This window comes from Flavobacterium sp. P1_E4, assembly GCF_056405915.1.
The window spans coordinates 137,991-157,933 of the sequence record NZ_JBFUBE010000008.1; the positions used below are offsets into that span (position 1 = coordinate 137,991).

A 19,943-nucleotide genomic window follows, 5' to 3' on the forward strand; every position below is an offset into this window, starting at 1 on the left:
ATTGTTGTGCTCCTAAAAAAAACACCAGCCTTTCGACCGATGTTTTAGTTTAAAATCATTTATTGAAAATAACATTCTCTTGTTCCAGCACTCGAATAAAGGTGGTTCTTTTTGTCAATTCTTTCAATTTGGAAGCGCCTACATACGTACAAGTGCTTCTGATTCCGCCAAGGATATCTTTTAGGGTATCAATAACATTCCCTTTGAAAGGAACTTGAACCGTTTTTCCTTCGCTGGCTCGGTATTCGGCGACACCGCCAACGTGTTTGTTCATTGCCGTCTCCGAACTCATTCCGTAGAACTTTTTATATTTTTCTCCGCCAATTTCCACCATTTCGCCACCACTTTCGTTATGTCCTGCAAGCATTCCACCAAGCATTACAAAATCGGCACCGGCACCAAAGGCTTTTGCGACATCACCAGGAGTTGCGCAACCACCATCGCTTATGATGTGACCTCCCAAACCGTGAGCGGCATCGGCACATTCAATAATGGCCGAAAGTTGAGGATAACCCACACCCGTTTTTACTCTAGTGGTGCAGACCGATCCTGGACCGATTCCCACTTTTACGATATCGGCACCAGCCAATAATAATTCCTCGACCATTTCGCCAGTAACTACATTTCCTGCAATAATTACTTTGTCTGGATATTGATTGCGCGCTTTTTTTAGAAAGCTCACAAAATGCTCCGAATAGCCGTTGGCAACATCAATGCAAATGAATTTTAATTGTGGACTTTGTTCAAATATTTCACCTATTTTCTTGAAATCATTTTTTCCGGTGCCTGAGCTCACCGCTATATAATCGGAAATGTTCTCGGGTGCATTCCTCATAAATTCATCCCATTCTTCAAGAGAATAATGTTTGTGAATGGCCGTAAAAAGTTTTTCTTTGGCCAATGCCAATGCCATTTCAAAGGTTCCTACCGTATCCATATTGGCACCCATAATAGGAACTCCTGACCATGCGATGGAACTGTGCAAAAACCTGTATTCCCTTTCCAATGAAACCTCTGATCGACTTTTTAACGTAGAGCGTTTGGGTCTGATCATTACATCTTTAAATCCTAATTTAAGTTCGGTTTCTATTCTCATGATTTTAAAATATGGTTACCTAACAAATGTATCGATTTAATGAAAAAATAGCCATAAATAGGAGTTAAATATTTAAGGATTTTTATTGATAAGTATTACTTTTCAATAATTGATTTGTAGTCAGATTTTAATTCTTAATTTTACAAAAGGCAGAATTTATAACAATGATAACTTAAGACTTGTAAGTAATTATGAAATTTAGAAATATATACCGATTTGTTTTATTGATAACTGTTGTTGTTGCAACTTTTGTTTCCTGTAGTAATGATGATAGTAAAAATACGGTCGACGACGTAAGCGATGCCGTAAAAGACGGAACGTGGAAGGTTGGTTATTTTTACGATTCCGGCAAGGATGAAACTGCAAATTATGCGGGGTATGATTTTACTTTTGGGGGAAATAATGTATTGACTGCTGCCAAAGAAACAAATTCCTATACAGGAATGTGGTCGGTAGTCAAAAGCACGAGTGATGCTGATCTTTATAGTACAATTTTTAAGGTTTCAATAGGTCCCAAAGACATCTTTCAAGATTTGAATGGGGATTGGAAAGTAATTGAAAACACAGGTACTTCTGTGAAACTAAAAGATGACAGCAAGGGTGAAACCGCTATTGATTATTTGACTTTCGAGAAAAATGCTTCAGTACAGTAAAATAGCAGATATCTTGCTGATACAAGATTACAAGTAATTAATCTATGACATTCAGCAAATAGTTACGACAATATATTTACTTCATCGGGTTGTAAAATGGGAATCAAATCCAAAGGACTGTTTAACACATATTTTGCTCCTTCTGCAATCAATTCTTCTTCAGCTCGATATCCCCAAGACACCCCCACTGCAAGCATATTGGCATTGGTGGCCGTTTGCATATCGATACCGGAATCTCCAACGAAAATTATTTCTTCGGTTTTTAGTCCTAAGCTTTTGCTTATTGCTATGGCTTCAGATGGATTTGGTTTTTTTAATGCTTCAATACTCAAACCGACTATAGGGTCAAAATAGTTAGGGAACAAAGTAGTCGTGATTATCTTGGTAAGCTCATCCGACTTATTCGAAAACACACTTAGTTTTATGTTGTTTGAAATTAAGTGATCCAATAATTCGATAATCCCATCATAAGGTTTTGTTTTACGGGTGCAATTATAGCTATATTCCTCAATCATCAGTTGGTAACAACGATCGATATTTTTTTCATCATTATGTGTCTCAGGTAGCGATTTGCTCACCAAATTTCTAAGGCCACTACCAATGAAATATTGATAAGCTTCATAATTATGAGTAGGGTAGTTGAGGTTTTGAAGAACAGTATTCATAGCATCTGCAATGTCTTCAAGTGAATTAACCAGTGTTCCGTCTAAATCAAAAATAACTCCTTTGAACTTCATTTTTTGTTTTTTAATCAACCGAAAGGATGTGCTTTTCGATTGTTGTTTTGGTATTGTGCCAAAGATAAGGATATTGTTTTTTCATGCTCGTGGCTTTTGTCAATATTTATTAGATTTTGAAAATTCATAAACAAAGTTAATGGGCTGATGTTGAGTTTTTATAACAGAAAAACGCTATTCAACGGGTATTTATGTAATTGATGGATAAAAAAATAATGATGTTAATTATTCGCATAATTTTGCGGCGCATTTTAATCATCTTAATTAATTGTTTTTCAGTTATTTAGAAGAACAATAGCCTTACGAGGAAAAGATTCTCTTACTCCCCTAAAAACTGAAATCTTTCATCCCTGAAAGAATTAGTATTTCAGCTAATTTTTCGACTTTAAATTTTGAATTAAAAAATTCATTGTTACTTCAAAAAGGTTATTTAAAAAATTTCACGTTAAAACTCATTAAAATGAAAAGAAAATTATTTCCCTTAAAAACAGTGTTGTTTGTGGGATTTATGATGTTTTTTTCCTGTCAGCAAGAGGAATTATCCACAGACGCTTCAGTTAATGGAGAAACAGCAAAAAAAGCGGACATGCATGGGCATGCCTATGGAACGATTACCTCAGAGATGGTATTAAGATGGAATGAAGCAGGAACGCAGGCTGTTGCTAATGTTGGGAATATGCCGCCAATGCCTGAATCAAGAATTTATGCCATGCTTAATGTGGCTATGCATGATGCACTGAATAATATAGTCCCGAGGTATCAAACCTATGCATTGAAAAATGCAAGAGATAAAGATGCAGATGCCAATGCAGCGGTCGCTCAAGCAGCACATGATGTCATTGTCGCTCAATTACCACCACAGCAGGTATTTGCGGATAATTTACTAAATGTATCATTGGCCTCCATTGCTGATGGAATTCCAAAAACAAAGGGCATTGCATTAGGTAAAGCTGCTGCAAAAGCAATTTTGGATTTGCGTGCCAATGATGGTGCAGCTACTGCACAAACTGCTTATGTGCAGGGAACTTTACCAGGTGAGTACAGATCAACGCCTCCTTTTGATGGGCCACCGTTTAATGGATTTGTAGCTGTACCAGAATGGGGAAATATAACCCCGTTTTGTTTAACCAGTGGTTGGCAGTTTCGGCCAGTCCCTCCTTATCCAATTAATAGTGCAGAATACACCGCTGATTATAATGATGTAAAAAGTCTAGGCGCTGCTGTTGGAAGTACAAGAACTGCGGATCAAACACAGATTGCTATATTCTGGCTGGATACTGCACCTTCCTCTTTTAATAGAATTGCTCGAACAATGATTGCTAAATTTAAGCTTAATCCATGGGAAAGCGCAAGATTGTTGGCTTTACTTCAATTAGCTGAAGCCGATGCAAACATTGCCTGTTTTGATGCCAAATTTTATTATAAATACTGGAGACCAATTACTGCTATTCGATTGGGTGATACAGATGGTAATGATAATACTGTAGGTGATGCATCATGGAATGTTTTGGCTCCTCCAACTCCACCAGTACCAGATTACCCATCCAACCATTCAACCGATGGTGGGGCAGGGGCAGAAATACTGCGTAACTTTTTTGGAAGTGATAATATCAGTTTTGAACAAACCAGTGTTACGTTACCAAATGTAACCCGCCACCTCAGTAGTTTTACACAAGCAGCTACGGAAAATGCGTTATCCCGAGTTTATGTTGGGTATCATTTTAGAAATGCCTGTACAAAAGGAGTGGAACAGGGGAATAAAGTTGGGAAATATGTTTTTGAAAATTATCTCAAAGAAAATTAAAAACCATATAACTTCAAATTTAGAATTCCTCTGGGAATAAAAATAAAAAGCTGCAATCTAAAAGTTGCAGCTTTTTTATAGGGTTAAATAAGAGTAATTATCGCACGTCGAAAGGATTTTGATTGAGGACTTTTATTGGTTCCTCAGCATGTTTGGTAAAATCAGGAGACTTGGTAGAACTAGTAGTTACCCATTTTAAATACTCCCCTAAAAAAATTAGAAAGCCAATGACCAAATCATATTGCAATGCAAAAAACTCAATTACTAAATCATAAACAGTTGCAAAAAAATCAATTAAGATGTTCAGTGTTGTTTTCATAATAGTATAGTTTTATTAATTCTTTTGGTTAATAATAAGGGCCAAGACGTTCAGTTGTTTTAAATTCTTTGAAAAACAAACGGTTACTGCTTTTTAGCTTGGTTTGATCTTTCTTAAACAGTAATAATATTAGTTAAACTTAAGAAAAATATCGGTAAAATGCAATTTTTATAAATAAAAATAAGAAAAAACATAATTTCAATAAATAATTTAATCTGAATAATCTCAATAGGAAGCTAAACGTTAGCTTATATAAGCTAAAAAAGCAACACGAAATGGAGTTGCTTTTTAGTTTTTAAATACTTGCGCCTTGTATGAATTGTCAGGACTCTTTCGATATTGGTAGGGCTGTACTGAAACGCCTTATTTTTAATTTTTGGCTTTGTTGAAAAAATGCTTAACGAGATTGCCACCGATTGTTTTAAAAGTGTCTGAATGTTTTGAAACCAGATTTGCTATTGCAAATTGGACTACCGTTCCAATAATTTTTTTTACAGGACTTTGTGAATGGGCTCCAAAAAGTCTTTTGGAAAGAAATCCTGCACCTAAGCCAATGGTATTCCCAACCAAATCATTTTTTATTTCGGGTGAAGCGGTTACTTCGTGAAATAGACTTTTGATCAGGTTGACAGGTTTTAGACTTTCATAGGCAACATCAAACTGGTTTCTCAATAAGGCCAATTCAGTATCGTGTTTCTTCTCCTGTAGAAGAATCAATTCATTTAATGAATCTGTTTCGTTTCTCATCTTCATAGCATTTTCTCTTTTAGCATTTGTTTAATAATAGAATTGCTAACAGGATATTTTAGCCATTGTTCACGAAATAGGTGAAGAAGAATTGCCATAAACACGTATAAAGCACCAACTATAAAAAAACCGTAAGAGGCGTCGCCAAGTAGTTTTCCTAACCATATTGACACTCCTATGCTTATAATTAAAACTGAGAATACAACGGTCATAATCACTGCAAGTCGTGAAACGAGAGATGAAGCTACATCGGCGGATTTGTCTATGGCATTTAGTTTAATCAACTTTAAAGTTGTTTTACTGTAATCTTCTGCCCGCTCAAAAAGCATTGCTATGGGGGTTGTATCCTCAGTCATAATATATTTTAATTAGGATTAATATTTTGAAGGAGACTGATTGTCATAATTTTTTGCTTCATCAAATTCTGCTTTCATATCCTCTGTTAGCCCCTGCGTAAATTCTTTTGCATTTTGAAGTTTATCTGTGATGGAATCAGAAAACTCGTTGAGTTTTGATTTTAAGCCATCTGCATAATCACTTCCTTTATCCAAGATTTGTTTTCGGGTTACCGAACCTTTTTCGGGAGCAAATAGAATTCCTAAAATTCCGCCTATCGCAAGACCCGCTGTTGTTCCTAGTATTACTTTACCTGTACTCATAACTATTTTGTTTTTAGATTATTAATTTTTTTGTTGAATAGAATTTAAATTTTTAACTGCACTGCCCCAAAAGCACCCAGATAATGATAAAGACTAAAATTGTTCCAAAGCATCCAACTCCTAGTTTTTTTGCTCCATAACCGGCTAATAGGCCTCTGAAAATATTGTTCATAATGTTTAGTTTTTAAATTAATTTCAACTTTTTAAAGGTCAGAGTATTGGTTGAAGTTTGTATTATAATACTTTTTGGAAAAGTTATATTATTTACGGGTTATTCATTAGATTACATAAACTAAAAAAGCAACTCGTAATAGAGTTGCTTTTTGTTTATCGGATCGTAAATATTCAGCTATTGCTATATAGTTTCTATGACGCTCTCCAGCAATCTTCTTGATTTTGGCATAACTTCAATTCGGTTGAAATCATCTTCCGAAGCGTAACCTACAGCCATTGCAAACAGCGGCTTGTAAGCCGTCATATTAAGGATAGCCGCATATTTATCCGCTTCAATACCCTCCATAGGTGACGAATCCAGACCTAATGAAATACTGGCCGTCAAACCTACTCCCAAGGCTATATAAACTTGTTTGGCTAACCATACTTTCAAATCGGCTTCTGGCGTACTAGCTCTTATTTGATTGTACCAATCCCTTCTGGCTTTCGGTAATTCATTCTCCACCACTTTTTGAAAAGCATCCAAATCATCCGCCACACTAAATACAACCAATAGTCCGGCTTGATTTACTTTTTCGGTATTATGTTTTGAAACCGAAGCTAATTTTGTCTTCATTTCTGGATCTTGCACAAATGTAAATTTCCACGGCTGAATGTTTATGGAAGATGGAGTGAGGCGTAAAATCTCTTTCAAAGCTTCAATTTTTTCCTGGGGTATTGCTTTATCAGAGTTGTATTTCTTTGCAGTATATCTTTTTTGTATTAATTCTAAAATATCCATAATTCTATTTTTTAATGTTTTTATAGTATTAATTATAGATACAAAGTTAATCCAATAATAGGTTTCTGCAATTTGATTGCACTAGTAATGAAAGGTATTTTGTGATAAGAACGAAGTCGGATTCCGATAGTTTTCAGTTTTAAATATCCCATTATTACACCCCAATCATTTGGTCTTTTAATGAATAAATGATAGCTAGAACATCTTTTTTGGATTGCTCGTCAATGTTATTTTTGTCAAGAGCAGACATGATATCGTCCATCACACACAAGTATTCTCCTTGACTAATATTCATTCCAACATGGGCTGCGTGCATATCTTTGCCAGAGTACTGTTGAGGACCTCCACTACCCATTACAAAAAAATCAATCACATGCTTTCTAACTTCCGCTAAATGTTCTGGGTTATCTTTTAGAGGAAGAAATCTTGCTTTAATGTCAGGGTTCACCATATGGGCTTCTATAACTTCGGTGGCAATGGTAGTTATTCCCTCAGTACCACCTAGACGTTCGTAAAGACTTTTTTCGTTTGCACTATTTTCCATTTTGATTAAGTTTTAAAATTATTATTCAGTTACTTTCAAATAATATGTTGACCAAAGGACTCAAAAGAGTAAAATATTGTCTTCGGTTTGTGTAGTAAAACCCAAGTATTTATTCGATTTGCGAATGAATTACGTAAAATCAAAAAAATAAAACCCACCAAAATTTGTTAGGCAAACGGTTTGTAGAAATAGGGAAGAAAAACACGAATATATAAGAGTAATTCGTTGGATATAAATGCCTTATAAAGTTAAGAAAATATTTAAAATGAACTGGTTTAAATGTGTGTTTTATTAATCAAGATTCTGAAACATTCGATGACCAAGGATTCGATTATAAATTTTTTGGAGCTGAAATTTTTGGCTCTTTTATCGGCATTGGTCCCGCTTTCCGTTTCAATCTTGTAAGCCGAACCCCGGCTCACAAGGATTTCCGCTATAATCGGGGCTAAAGAGAGGTATATAGCTTTTTTAACAGCATCCCAATTATCCACAAACTTGTCATCCCGACAGAGGAGGGATCTCCACAATACTATTCGACAAAGGAATTCATTTTTTTACTTTGAATGCGGAGCTACTTACGAAGATTTGCTTCGCCTGTTCGCTATCGCTCGAGTCTCCTCCGTCGGGATGACAATATGGGGCGTTGATGTTGCGTAAGATGTATTGTTTGCTCTGCGTACTTAAGTCGGGACACTTCGCTGAGCTGGTTCCAAAGGCTTTCGGAATCGTAAAGTTGTTTGAAATAGTATTCAATTGTTATAAACATCAATTAAATTGTTCTTTAAATCAATTTTATTGTTATTTAGAATAATAAAATTGTTGTTTATATTAATTAAATTGTTTTATATATCAATTAAAGTGTTCTAAAGAACAATTTAATTAGTTTATTTATGAATTAAATTGGTGTATTTAATAATTTATATTTAATAACCATAGTTTTGATAGGGGTTTGAATATAAGTAAGGAAATAGTCATTAGTGTATAAACACAAAAAGCAACCCTTTATGGAGTTGCTTTTCTGTTTTTTGGATTGCAAATAATTGGCACGTGGTCACTAGTGGCAGGCATCATACTAGAGGTTTTTTTTAAAACATCCTAACAGTCCGCAAACTTGTCAATCCCGACGGAGGAGGGATCTCCGCAAGTAGCTCCGCATTCAAAGTGAAAAAATGAATTACTTTGTCGAATAGTATTGTGGAGATCCCTCCTCCGTCGGGATGACAATATTGGGCGTATGTGTTGCGTGAAAGTATCAGCCTTACTACTTTTATCCGCGCCATCGGGATTCTATTTTTAATTTAGAATTATTTTTTTAGTTATTACATTTTTGTCTTCAAAAATAATTTTAACTAAATAAACCCCTTTTGAACGATTTGAAAGACTGATTTTGAAATTGTTTTTTATATCTGGATTATTTTGGGAGAATATAACTTTTCCTCCAATATCAACTATCATTATTCTACTTACAACTTCAAATTCGTTTGATAAGGTAATAGTTACCTCACTTTCAGCTGGATTTGGATATAAATAGATTTTTGAATCATTTATATTCGACTCGATTGTATTCAAAATACCAGAATTAAATTCAAATTTGTCTGAATACACGATAGTTCCGTTATATATTGCTTTTAGTCTATAATAATAAATTTGATTAGGTAAAAGATTATCTATAGTTGCTGTTGTGGTATTTGTTCCATAATCATAGGTATAATTAGGTGAACCATCTATTGTAAAACCATAATTTTCTGTAATTCCATATTCAAACTGTATATTTGTTAGGTACTTTCCATTTGCATTAATTAGTCCCGTAAGGTTTGCAGAAGAAGTATTATTACTATTTACTAATCCTGAGGTTAAAATTATTTTTCCAGAAGTATTAAATACCCCTTCTTTACTATAAATAATGTCACTGCCGTTTAGAGCTTTTAGTCTATAATAATAGATTGCATTGGGATCTAAATTTTGAATAGTAGAAGTTACATAAGTAGATGTGTTGTATGGAATTATATTTGGACTAGTTATGATATTGTTTTCATAATTTATTGAGCCATATTCAAAAACTATATTACTAATGTCTTTACTATTTGCATAAATATAAGCACTTAAAGTAGCATTGTTTCCATTAATACTAGGATTGTATAAAGAAATGGAGTATTCTGATTTTGTTGTAAATGATTTGACAGAACTAAATATTTCTATTCCATTATGTACTGCTTTCATTCTTACATAATATTTAGTTTCTGGTTTTAAATTTATTAAATTACTTACAACATTACTCGTTGCTTTTGGAGCAATTATCGTACTATTTGATAAAATACTAAACTTTGAAAAATCTCCATTCTCTCCGTATTGAAATTCTATATTTGAAATCTCATTTTTATTAGAAGTTATGCTTCCTGTTAGTTCCGCAGTATTTGAAGAATAATTATATACATCATTCATTGTTATTACGTAGTCAGGAAGTGTTGTGAAACTCATTTCTTCACTTGTATATTCAATATTATTATAAGTTCCTTTAAGTCTGTAGTAGTAGGTAGTATTTGGATTTAGATTATCTATAGTAGTCGAAAAATCTAATGAAGTATCAAAAGGTACTGTATTCGGATTTGTATTAATGTTATTTTCAAAAACAAAATAAGTACTATATTCAAATTTTATATTTTCTATTAAGCCTTCATTTGACGCGACATTTCCTGTTAGAGTAGCACTATTATTCGAAGCGTTTAAAACTGGGTTTGCAATAATTGAAATTGGATCGAATGAAATAGTGCTTTTTAATATTTTACCGTTACTGCTTCCTACATATATGTTTTTTTCAATAATAGATATAGAATTCGACGGCGAACCATAAGAGTCTATTCTAGTTAGATTTTTCCAACGAACACCTCCATTTATTGTTTTGTACATATTGCCATAATCATCAAAAATGTAGCCCACATTTTTGGAATAGAATTTCACTTCTGTATAGTCATCCCCTGGAATTGTTAGTTTTTCCCAGGTAACTCCTCCGTTTTTAGTTTTATACATTAAACCATTTTCTCCAACAAAATAACCATTGTTATCATCTAAAAAGTCAAAACGATTAATATTTTCATCTACGTCAACATTTATATTCCAAGTATTTCCTCCATCAATAGTCTTGTACATTCTACCGCCCGAATAACCAATACGGTTTGCATAACCTACTAGAGAATTTGTAAATTGTATCTGCCCAAATTTTTCATTCAACACTTGTTGCCATGTACCACCTCCATCAATAGTTTTTAATGTTTTTCTTGTATTAAAACCTCCCGAAATAAAACCAGTATTTTCATCAAGAAACGAAATAGCAGTAATTCCTTCCTCTATAAGATTCCATCCGTTATTTAGAACAACCCAAGTAATCCCGCCATCTGTGGTTTTATATACTTGACCACCATAAGTACCAGCTGTTGTCCAATAACCTAAGTTTTCATTTATAAATTTAAATACACCTGCAAAAACGGATTGACCAAGATTTAAGAAACCAATGTCGATCCAATTAGTTCCGCTATCAGTTGTTTTATAGAGTTGATTACCAACCCGGGCATATCCAATGTTTTTATCAAGAAATTGTAATTGATTAACATCATTATAAGTTGGAGAGTTTTGAATCCATGTATTTCCACCATCGGTGGTTTTGAGTATTCTACCGCGAGCTCCTGTTGCGTAACCGATATTGGTATCAATAAAATGAATTCCAAAAAGAGTAGTATTATAGATTCTACTAGTTTGATTGCTCACCCAATTCCATGTATTTCCACCATCTATTGTTTTAAAAATGACTCCATATTCACCTATTGCATATCCAATAGTTTCATTTATAAAAGAAAAATTATAAATAGCATCAGATATTCCATTTACTTGTGTCCATGTTTCTCCACCGTCAATGGTTTTATACATATATCCGTGTTCACGGGTATAAAAGCCAATGTTTTGATTGATAAAATAAACGGTAAATAAATTTGATGGAAAAGTATTTGTACTTTGAGTTACATACCAATTTTCGCCACCATCAATCGTTTTAATCATAGTTCCATTATCACAAGCTGCGTGTCCAGTCAATGCTGTCAAGAAAAAAGTTTTGTTAACACTTACATTAGGAATGGTTTTGCTGATCCAAGTAATACCTCCATCTGTAGATTTGATTAATGCATTAGGACTTGAAATTATTATATCGTTTTCATCAATTATGTTTACAGTATTATAATTGAAATCAAAACCAGTTGTTACTTGTGACCAAGTTACACCGTTGTCAATAGATTTTAGCACATATCCACTATTACCAACTATATAACCAATGTTTTGATTGAATTTTAAATCATTTCCATTTGTAATATCTTGTTTTTTTTGCCATGTGACACCAGAATTCGTTGTTTCTAGTAACTCATTATCATTTATAATATAACCAGTTGTACCTGTTGTAAAATGAATTTCTTTTCCAGTCTTGTAAGTGGGTTTGGGGTTTAACAATTCCCAAGTATTTTGAGAATATATATTCGAGATACAACAAAGAAAAAGAGCTATTAATAAAAATTTAGGAGCTATTCTTTTTTTGGGTAATAGTAGAATCATCTTTAGTAGGCTTTGGTTATGTTTTTGAAATGAACTTAATTTTATTGAGTTGAGTTGTTGTAAATATTATTGTGTAATTTTTTTTATTAAGAATTACAACCAAAAATAAATAAAAACTTGAATTAAAAGCATGAATCATCGTATTAAATTTTTGTAGATAAACTTGCTTACTCCTCTTTTTTATATGATTTCTGTCCTGTCTTAGGAATATTTTTTTAATGTTCAACTATATTTCTTTAGATAGCAGTTTACATAAACAAAATCATATTTACTGAAAAACTAAACATCTCACCTAGCCCCGATGGAAGCAAATATCCTTTTATGCCGGGTTTCGGCATAAAAGATATTGTGGACAGCGGGAGTGAAGTTGATAAAACCACAAATCTTTCTGCTTCTAAAAACAAAAAACTGCAAAGTGTTGTGACCTTGCAGTTTTAAAGATTGAATTATGTTTATTTATTCGTGTACTAACTCGGTTTGATTTCTAAAAACGAGTTCGTTGTCGAAGGCATCGAGTAGGATGATGCTGTCGGGTTTTACGCGACCAGCGAGGATTTCTTTGGAGAGTTGGTTGAGGACTTCCCTTTGAATTACTCGTTTTACGGGTCTGGCACCAAATTGCGGGTCATAACCTTTCTCGGACAGATACTGTATCGCTTCGGGTGTGGCGTCCATTGTGATGCCTTGTTGGGCAAGCATTTTGGTTACACTTTTCAATTGCAATCCTACGATTTGGGCAATGTTGGCACTGGTCAATGGTGTGAACATTACGATTTCGTCGATACGGTTGATGAACTCGGGGCGCACGGTTTGTTTCAATAATGCGAGCACTTCGATTTTGGCAATTTCGGTGGCAGCTTCAACGCTTCCTTTTAGATTCTCAAATTTTTCCTGTATGATTTGGCTTCCCATATTGGAAGTCATGATGATAATGGTGTTTTTGAAATCGGCCAAGCGCCCTTTGTTGTCGGTTAAACGGCCTTCGTCGAGTACCTGCAACAAGATGTTGAAGGTGTCGGGGTGGGCTTTTTCGATTTCGTCCAACAGTATCACGGAATACGGTTTGCGTCGCACGGCTTCGGTCAATTGTCCGCCCTCGTCATAGCCCACATATCCCGGAGGCGCACCGACCAATCGGCTCACGCTGTGGCGTTCCTGGTATTCGCTCATATCGATTCGGGTCATCGCGTTTTCATCGTCGAATAGATATTCGGCAAGCGCTTTGGCAAGCTCTGTTTTACCAACTCCTGTTGTTCCAAGGAAAAGGAAAGTTCCCACCGGTTTTTTCATATCCTGTAATCCAGCACGGCTTCGACGCACAGCATCACTCACGGCTTCTATGGCTTCCTCTTGGCCAACAACACGTTTTTGCAACTCTCCTTCAAGATGTAATAGTTTTTCGCGCTCTCCCTGCAGCATTTTCATCACTGGAATTCCGGTCCATTTGGCTACCACTTCGGCAATGTCTTCGCGGGTTACTTCTTCTTTAATCAAGGATGTTCCCGATTGGTTTTCGGCCAATTGTTTTTGGAAAACAGCCAATCGATCTTGGGCTTCCTTGATTTTTCCGTAACGAATTTCGGCTACTTTACCGTAATCACCATCGCGTTCGGCGCGTTCAGCATCGTGTTTAAAATCTTCGATTTCGGTTTTTACTTCCTGAATGTTATCAGCCACTTCTTTTTCGGCTTTCCATTTGGCGTAAATCACGTTTCGATCTTCTTTTAGATTCGCCAAATCCAAACCTAACGTTTTGAGTTTGCTTTCGTCTTTCTCGCGTTTGATGGCTTCGATTTCGATTTCCAACTGCATAATTTTTCGATCCAAAACATCCAATTCCTCAGGTTTGGAGTTGATTTCCATTCGCAGTTTGGAGGCCGCTTCATCCATTAAGTCGATGGCTTTGTCCGGAAGAAAACGATTGGTGATGTAGCGTTGCGAAAGCGTTACGGCAGCAATAATAGCGTCGTCCTTGATTTGTACTTTATGGTGTGTTTCGTATTTCTCCTTGATTCCTCTCAGAATCGAAATCGCGCTTTCGGTGTCTGGTTCTTCGATGATGATTTTTTGGAAACGGCGTTCGAGGGCTTTGTCTTTTTCGAAATATTTTTGGTATTCGTCCAAAGTCGTCGCACCGATGGCTCTCAATTCTCCACGGGCTAAAGCCGGTTTCAGAATGTTGGCAGCGTCCATAGCGCCTTCGCCACCACCTGCACCTACGAGCGTGTGAATTTCGTCAATGAATAACACGATGTCTCCTTCGGCTGCAATAACCTCTTTAACCACCGATTTTAATCGTTCCTCGAATTCCCCTTTGTATTTGGCACCCGCGATCAATGCTCCCATATCGAGTGAGAATACGATTTTGTCTTTAAGGTTGTCGGGTACGTCGCCATCTACGATTCGATGTGCGAGACCTTCGGCAATAGCCGTTTTACCCACACCGGGTTCTCCTACAAGCATTGGGTTGTTTTTGGTTCTTCGGGTCAGGATTTGCAGCACGCGTCGAATTTCCTCGTCACGCCCAATCACGGGATCCAGTTTTCCGGTTCGTGCCAGTTCGTTGAGGTTTTTGGCGTATTTGTTCAAAGAGTTGTAATTTTCTTCAGCCGACGCTGAGGTTACACGTTCTCCTTTACGCAATTCTTCGATAGCGGCTTTGAGTCCTTTTCCGGTTACTCCCTGGTCTTTTAGAATTTGGGAAACTTTGCTTTTGGAATCAAATATGGCCAGAATCAAATGCTCAATGGAAACGTATTCGTCGTTCATTTTTTTTGCAATGATTTCTGCTTCGTTCAGGGCAGTATTGGCGCTTCTGGAAAGCTGAATTTCACCTCCGGAAACTTTTGGGAAACTCTGAATTGTTGCATCTAAAATTTGAAGAAACAATGGTACATTGACGTTTAGTTTTTTCAAAATAAAAGGAGCCACATTTTCATCGACTTCAAAAATTGATTTGAAAATGTGTTCGTTTTCTATCTGTTGTTGACCTAAACTCTGAACCAATTGTTGCGAAAGCTGTATAGCTTCCTGCGATTTAATGGTAAACTTATTAATGTTCATGATTAAAGGTTTTTGTTTTTTATGTTTTGTTTTACTTGTGATTAGCAATAGGTTTTAATTATGGCTAATCAGTTATAACCAATTGTTGATTACTGAATTTTACTATTTAATAACTAACTTTGCAAAATAATCATCAAATGGTATTCCACTATAAATTTACGGACAATTTGACGTTTCCGTGATGATTTTTATCATATTAAAAAGACAAAAAGACATAAAATAAGACAAAATGAGCATATTCAATTCCCTATTCGGTAGTTCAGAAGAAAAGAAAGTAACAGGAAGTAAAATCAATTGGATTCCGCTTCAATTTGTAGGGCAGTTGGATGAGATTGCAGCATTATCAGACGAAAAGCCTGCGGTGATTTTTAAACACAGCACACGTTGCAGTATAAGCAGATTCGCCCTTAAGCAATTTGAAAATGAATATGCTTTGGAAGATAAGGTAGATGCTTACTTTTTGGATTTGATCGAATACCGTGACGTTTCCAATGAAATTGCAAACCGCTTTCAGGTAGTGCACCAATCGCCACAATTATTGCTAATCAAAAATGGTCAATCAGTTTATGATGCTTCGCATGACGCTATTGATGCGGGGGAATTGGTGGAGAGATTGTAAACGCTGTATTATTTGAAATCTGCGTAAATCTGCTAAATCTGCGTGAAAAATTGAGCACGCAGATTTAGCAGATTTACGCAGATTTTTAAAATTACTGTAAAATCGGTGCTAATTTATATTAGTAGTAAACTTAAAATTCCCCTCCAGAACCGCCACCGCTAAATCCGCCGCCGCCAAACTTCATTGGTGATTCATCGACTTTAGCCTCGGGTTTAAGTCCAAATTGCGAAGCAACCACAAGAGTTTGCAAATTGGCAAAAGAATTAGGATTGGCAAATCGGTCTTCTTTGAACGTGATTCCGGTTTCGTTGAATTTCGTTTTTTTTATCGAAAAATAAGTAAAAGCAAATACTACTAAACCTCCAATGGTTAAAGCCACTTCAGGAGGTAAAACGTGATGATACATTCTGATGGTAAAAAAGGCAAAACAAAGTGCCAGAAAACCAATCCAAAGCATCATTCGGTCTTTGTTTTTCAAAGAAAAAAACAAGTAAAGTACAGGAACTGAAATTGTGAAAGCCCAAAAGAAAATGGCGAAAGGAATTTCGGTACTTACACCACCATAATAATATTCTCCCGACAAGCTGAAATTTAATTCTCTTACCACATAGTAGTTTCCTGCGAGATAGAATAGAATTAGGCAGAAGGCTTTGGTTAGTTTCAATCCGCTAGAATAATAGGGAACGGTTAGATTTTGTAACTTATTTTTAGAAATGAAATAACCAATACCTGAAAGCAACAACATCACAAATGGCAATATGGCTTTGCCAATTATAAGATAATCAAATGTTAGATAAGCGACACTTGCCGTTATTCCTAAGCAGGCTAGTAGTGTCAAAGAAAGATTGAGGTATCGTAAATAAGCAATACTGGAAACAATCGCTGTTACTATGGCAATAAGCAGATAGTTTGGATTATAATTTTGTTCAAAAGTGAGTCCAATTGCAATCTGTAGTGCTAAAATGGCTCCCAAAATAAAGGCGTCATCTAAACCAAAACCAAAATATTTCATTTCTCTGGACATAAATTCTTTGGCTCCAAAACCAATTATGGCAAATAGGTAGATGAAAAATAAATAAGCATCATCCATAATTGCCAGTCCAAATAACGATATCATTCCACAAATTGAGGAATACAACATACAACCCAGAATAAAAAAGCCAATTCGGATAAAAATATTGTTTTGACTTTTGAGCCTAGGTAATTGTTGTCCAAGTGATTGGTATTGTTCAGAACTAATGAAACCTGACTTTTTCAATCGATTGGCTTCTTCATCTATATAAACGTTGTCTAAAAGTGTTTTATCATATACTATCATCGTTAGTGTTTTTGTTGAAGTGTTTAATCAATTTTATAAATCCAATTATGGAGCCAATAAAATAAAAAGGCGTTGTGAAAATGAATACAGAGAATATGTCTTCCAGATGGAGTGAATCTAAAAGCCTTACCATTAATATGTTCATTCCAATATATCCATATAAAACCGTGAAAATAAACAGGGAAATGGACCTTATTTGGAAACTTAAATTATAAAAATAATAGGCTGCGATTCCCAACACTACCCCAAAAGCCAACCATAAATCCTGAAATAAATTGACAATACATGCAATACTAACCAAATGCAATGAGAAAGTCAGATAAACCAAATTGAAGTGTTTTTTCAAATTGATTTTGGTCGCATATAAAACCCAAAGCAATAAAGTCAATCCAAAGGCCAAACCAATATAACTCAAGTAAGTATTGTCAATCATCTCGTTTTCAAAAACGTGTTTTGGATCTACTGAAAGTCCTAAATATGCTGCCATTCCAGTGATTCCGATTGATAGAACACTTTTGTTGTCAAAATAATAGGCGCAAAAAAGACTGATGATTGTCGGTACCAAAGTGGCCAATCCGTAATGGGTTCCGAAAGTTTGGTATTGAAATTGTAAATATCCCACAAACGTACAACTCAATATGACGGCAGTAAGCACCAAATAATCATAAAGCGGATTGGGGAATGGAGCTTCATCTTTTTTGAAACCTGGATGGTTTTTAAAGCAAAAATAGAAGCAGATCACGGTCACCAAAAGCAACAGACCAAGAATTGCAGTATGACCTATAGTGTCTATGTTTTGGTAAATCAGAATTCCAATACCCGAAGTAAACATCAGCATCGAAAGGTATAGTAAGAATTTAAGTTCATTATGAACTGAAAATAAATTCAGTCCTCGATACGCCCGAATGGCTTGGAATTGTTCTTCTGTAATGTGATTTTTATCAAAAAGCGTTTGAGTAGCTCGTTCTTCGAAATTTGTCATGCTATTTATTTAAGATATCTCTCAAATATATAGAATTTTTATTACTAATTAATGGTGAAGAGCATACATCTTTTAAACTGTATCTCATCATGAAATAGCGATATTTAAAAATATCATTTTGGAAGAAATTGTTTTGTAATTTTTTTTCTTTTTTAAGAATGTTAATCTAAAATTGTTATTTTCGCATGACTTGAATTTTTCAGGCATTCTTATAAATATTAGCCCAAATACCAATATGAAATTTTTATTCTACCTCTTGGCAATGACATTTAGTTGCCTTTCATTTGGACAAAATCCAATTCCTAATTATGAAATAGGTCATTTTGTTGACATAAACAGACAACTAATTAAAGGTTATTCTGATTTTGATTATGAACCAGAAAAAACACTTGATGTATCCTATGTGATTGGAGAAAATTTTACGGATGGCTACTATATTGATAATAAAGGATTAAAAATAAAAGGTTTGTTGAAATATTCTGTACAGGATAGGGATTTAAAGTTTAAGCTTGATAAGGACGATACCGAGAAGTCAATAGTCGCAGATGAATCTAATGGTTATGTCATAGGGGTGGATTCATTTGCAGTAGTGAAAAATGTTGATATTGTTGGAGTGTTTGGAGATTCTCCTTCAAAAAAAGTGGAGTTTGCTGAATTTATGAGTAAAGTTGATGGTATCTCTTTTTACAAATTTATTGCATTAGGAGCAAATGGCAGTTATGTAAAGTATGTGGTGAAGGCTAGTGGATCATCAGAATTTTTAACTTTCCCAGATGGTAAAGGTAAATTTAAAAAGATGGCGGCTGAAATTTTCGGATCGGATTTTATTCTTAAATCTGATATTGAAAAAGGTAAATATGAAGTAAAAGATGTCCCTTCTTTGATAAAGATTTTTAAGTACAGAAAACTATTTGAAAATAATCAAAAGATTCTGTATAATACCTCTTGGGATGAAACAGATAACGCTAAAGAAAGCAGTTATTATGCAAAAATTGAATCGGTTAAAGATTCGGTTTTTCATTTAAGTTATTTTTTTAATAATGATGTAAAAATATATGAAGGCGATTTTACCTCTTTCTATCCTCATAAAAAAAGAGATACTTTTGTTTTTTATTATCCCAATGGAAGCATTAGAAAAAGGATTAATTATGTTAATAATAAGCCTAAAAATGAAATTGAGTATTTTTTGAATCAAAATATTCATAGAATAAGTAAACAAATGTTTACTGAAAATAGGAGGATTTATGATCAGGTAAACAATGAACAAGGGAAGAGCATTCTTGATGAAAATGGCAATGGTAAAGAGGTTGTTTTTGATTTAGTTCAAGACAGAGAAGTTACGTATGAATACAAAAATAATTTTTTAGAAAATATATATTATTTGGAGAAAAATGGCGATAAAATTTATCAGTTTTGTCAGAAAAATGCAAAATTGACGGATTTAAAAGATTTGCAAAAATCAGTCAATAATAATTTTAAATATCCTGTCGAATCTATCGAAAAATATAATCATGGGTATGCTTTCGTTAAATGTATTGTTGAGCCAACAGGATTGGTTTCGGAAGTTAAGCTTATTAAAGGTGTAGATGTAGCTTGTGATAATGGTATAATAGAATTTTTATCTTGTTTGAAAACCCAAGCTTTTTGGAAACCTGGAAAAGTAGATGGCATAAATGTGAAGCAAGAAATTATTATTCCAATTGATTTTTCAATAAATGGTTTTTCAATCTATAAAGGGCATTATAATAATTTTTGGCAGTTTCACAATATGATGTTCCAACAGCAAATGATGATGAATCAGCAATGGATGAATCAACAAATGTCCAGAGTACCAACTGGCAGGTTTTAAAATTA

16 protein-coding genes are annotated in these 19,943 nt (G+C 34.6%); 4 read left to right on the forward strand and 12 right to left on the reverse strand.

The features are described from left to right. Positions 1–55: 55 nt before the first annotated feature. Positions 56–1,096 carry a GMP reductase gene (locus AC1DY0_RS10100; protein ID WP_477188473.1) on the reverse strand — a complete coding sequence of 347 codons (1,041 nt, stop codon included), beginning with the start codon at positions 1,094–1,096 and terminating at the stop codon, positions 56–58. A 191-nt stretch (positions 1,097–1,287) separates the two neighbouring features. On the opposite strand from AC1DY0_RS10100, the gene AC1DY0_RS10105 reads away from it, so the two are divergent. Then, complete coding sequence (locus tag AC1DY0_RS10105; RefSeq protein ID WP_477188474.1) at positions 1,288–1,749, forward strand: hypothetical protein; 462 nt, start codon at positions 1,288–1,290, stop codon at positions 1,747–1,749. Positions 1,750–1,811: 62 nt separating this feature from the next. On the opposite strand, the gene AC1DY0_RS10110 is transcribed toward AC1DY0_RS10105, so the two are convergent. Next, the gene (locus AC1DY0_RS10110) at positions 1,812–2,486 is read right to left on the reverse strand and encodes an HAD family hydrolase (protein ID WP_477188475.1); all 675 of its coding nucleotides are present in this window, start codon (positions 2,484–2,486) and stop codon (positions 1,812–1,814) included. Positions 2,487–2,946: 460 nt separating this feature from the next. Between AC1DY0_RS10110 and AC1DY0_RS10115 the strand changes: the two genes are divergently transcribed. Next, the gene (locus tag AC1DY0_RS10115) at positions 2,947–4,290 is read left to right on the forward strand and encodes a vanadium-dependent haloperoxidase (protein WP_477188476.1); all 1,344 of its coding nucleotides are present in this window, start codon (positions 2,947–2,949) and stop codon (positions 4,288–4,290) included. Positions 4,291–4,387: 97 nt separating this feature from the next. Here AC1DY0_RS10115 and AC1DY0_RS10120 read toward each other — a convergent pair whose 3' ends face one another. From AC1DY0_RS10120 to clpB, 8 genes are all read right to left on the reverse strand, one after another. Then, a complete protein-coding gene (locus AC1DY0_RS10120) occupies positions 4,388–4,609 on the reverse strand; it encodes a hypothetical protein (protein ID WP_477188477.1) in 222 nt (73 codons plus the stop codon). Between the two features lie 369 nt (positions 4,610–4,978). Further along, positions 4,979–5,362: a hypothetical protein gene (locus AC1DY0_RS10125; protein ID WP_477188478.1), complete on the reverse strand. Its 384-nt coding sequence runs from the start codon at positions 5,360–5,362 to the stop codon at positions 4,979–4,981. Further along, positions 5,359–5,712, reverse strand: coding sequence for a hypothetical protein (locus tag AC1DY0_RS10130; protein WP_477188479.1), 354 nt, complete (start codon positions 5,710–5,712; stop codon positions 5,359–5,361). The genes AC1DY0_RS10125 and AC1DY0_RS10130 overlap by 4 nt, the downstream gene beginning before the upstream one ends. An 18-nt stretch (positions 5,713–5,730) precedes the next feature. Further along, on the reverse strand, positions 5,731–6,015 hold the full coding sequence (locus AC1DY0_RS10135) for a YtxH domain-containing protein (RefSeq protein ID WP_477188480.1): 285 nt from the start codon (positions 6,013–6,015) through the stop codon (positions 5,731–5,733). Between the two features lie 355 nt (positions 6,016–6,370). Further along, on the reverse strand, positions 6,371–6,970 hold the full coding sequence (locus tag AC1DY0_RS10140; RefSeq protein WP_477188481.1) for a nitroreductase family protein: 600 nt from the start codon (positions 6,968–6,970) through the stop codon (positions 6,371–6,373). A gap of 154 nt (positions 6,971–7,124) precedes the next feature. Further along, positions 7,125–7,514, reverse strand: coding sequence for a group I truncated hemoglobin (locus AC1DY0_RS10145; protein ID WP_477188482.1), 390 nt, complete (start codon positions 7,512–7,514; stop codon positions 7,125–7,127). Positions 7,515–8,807: 1,293 nt separating this feature from the next. Continuing rightward, positions 8,808–12,107, reverse strand: coding sequence for a T9SS type A sorting domain-containing protein (locus AC1DY0_RS10150; RefSeq protein WP_477188483.1), 3,300 nt, complete (start codon positions 12,105–12,107; stop codon positions 8,808–8,810). Positions 12,108–12,563: 456 nt separating this feature from the next. Further along, positions 12,564–15,170: an ATP-dependent chaperone ClpB gene (gene clpB, locus AC1DY0_RS10155; protein WP_477188484.1), complete on the reverse strand. Its 2,607-nt coding sequence runs from the start codon at positions 15,168–15,170 to the stop codon at positions 12,564–12,566. A gap of 229 nt (positions 15,171–15,399) precedes the next feature. On the opposite strand from clpB, the gene ytxJ reads away from it, so the two are divergent. Further along, a complete protein-coding gene (gene ytxJ, locus AC1DY0_RS10160) occupies positions 15,400–15,789 on the forward strand; it encodes a bacillithiol system redox-active protein YtxJ (protein ID WP_477188485.1) in 390 nt (129 codons plus the stop codon). Positions 15,790–15,919: 130 nt separating this feature from the next. Here ytxJ and AC1DY0_RS10165 read toward each other — a convergent pair whose 3' ends face one another. Together AC1DY0_RS10165 and AC1DY0_RS10170 are read right to left on the reverse strand one after the other, a co-directional pair. Then, entirely contained in the window at positions 15,920–17,107 is a 1,188-nt protein-coding gene (locus tag AC1DY0_RS10165) for a hypothetical protein (RefSeq protein ID WP_477188486.1), read from the reverse strand. After that, positions 17,094–18,089, reverse strand: coding sequence for a DUF2157 domain-containing protein (locus tag AC1DY0_RS10170; RefSeq protein ID WP_477188487.1), 996 nt, complete (start codon positions 18,087–18,089; stop codon positions 17,094–17,096). The genes AC1DY0_RS10165 and AC1DY0_RS10170 overlap by 14 nt, the downstream gene beginning before the upstream one ends. Before the next feature lie 403 nt (positions 18,090–18,492). Between AC1DY0_RS10170 and AC1DY0_RS10175 the strand changes: the two genes are divergently transcribed. Continuing rightward, positions 18,493–19,938 (forward strand): energy transducer TonB, encoded by a 1,446-nt coding sequence (locus AC1DY0_RS10175; protein WP_477188488.1) that lies wholly within the window; start codon positions 18,493–18,495, stop codon positions 19,936–19,938. Positions 19,939–19,943: the final 5 nt, after the last annotated feature.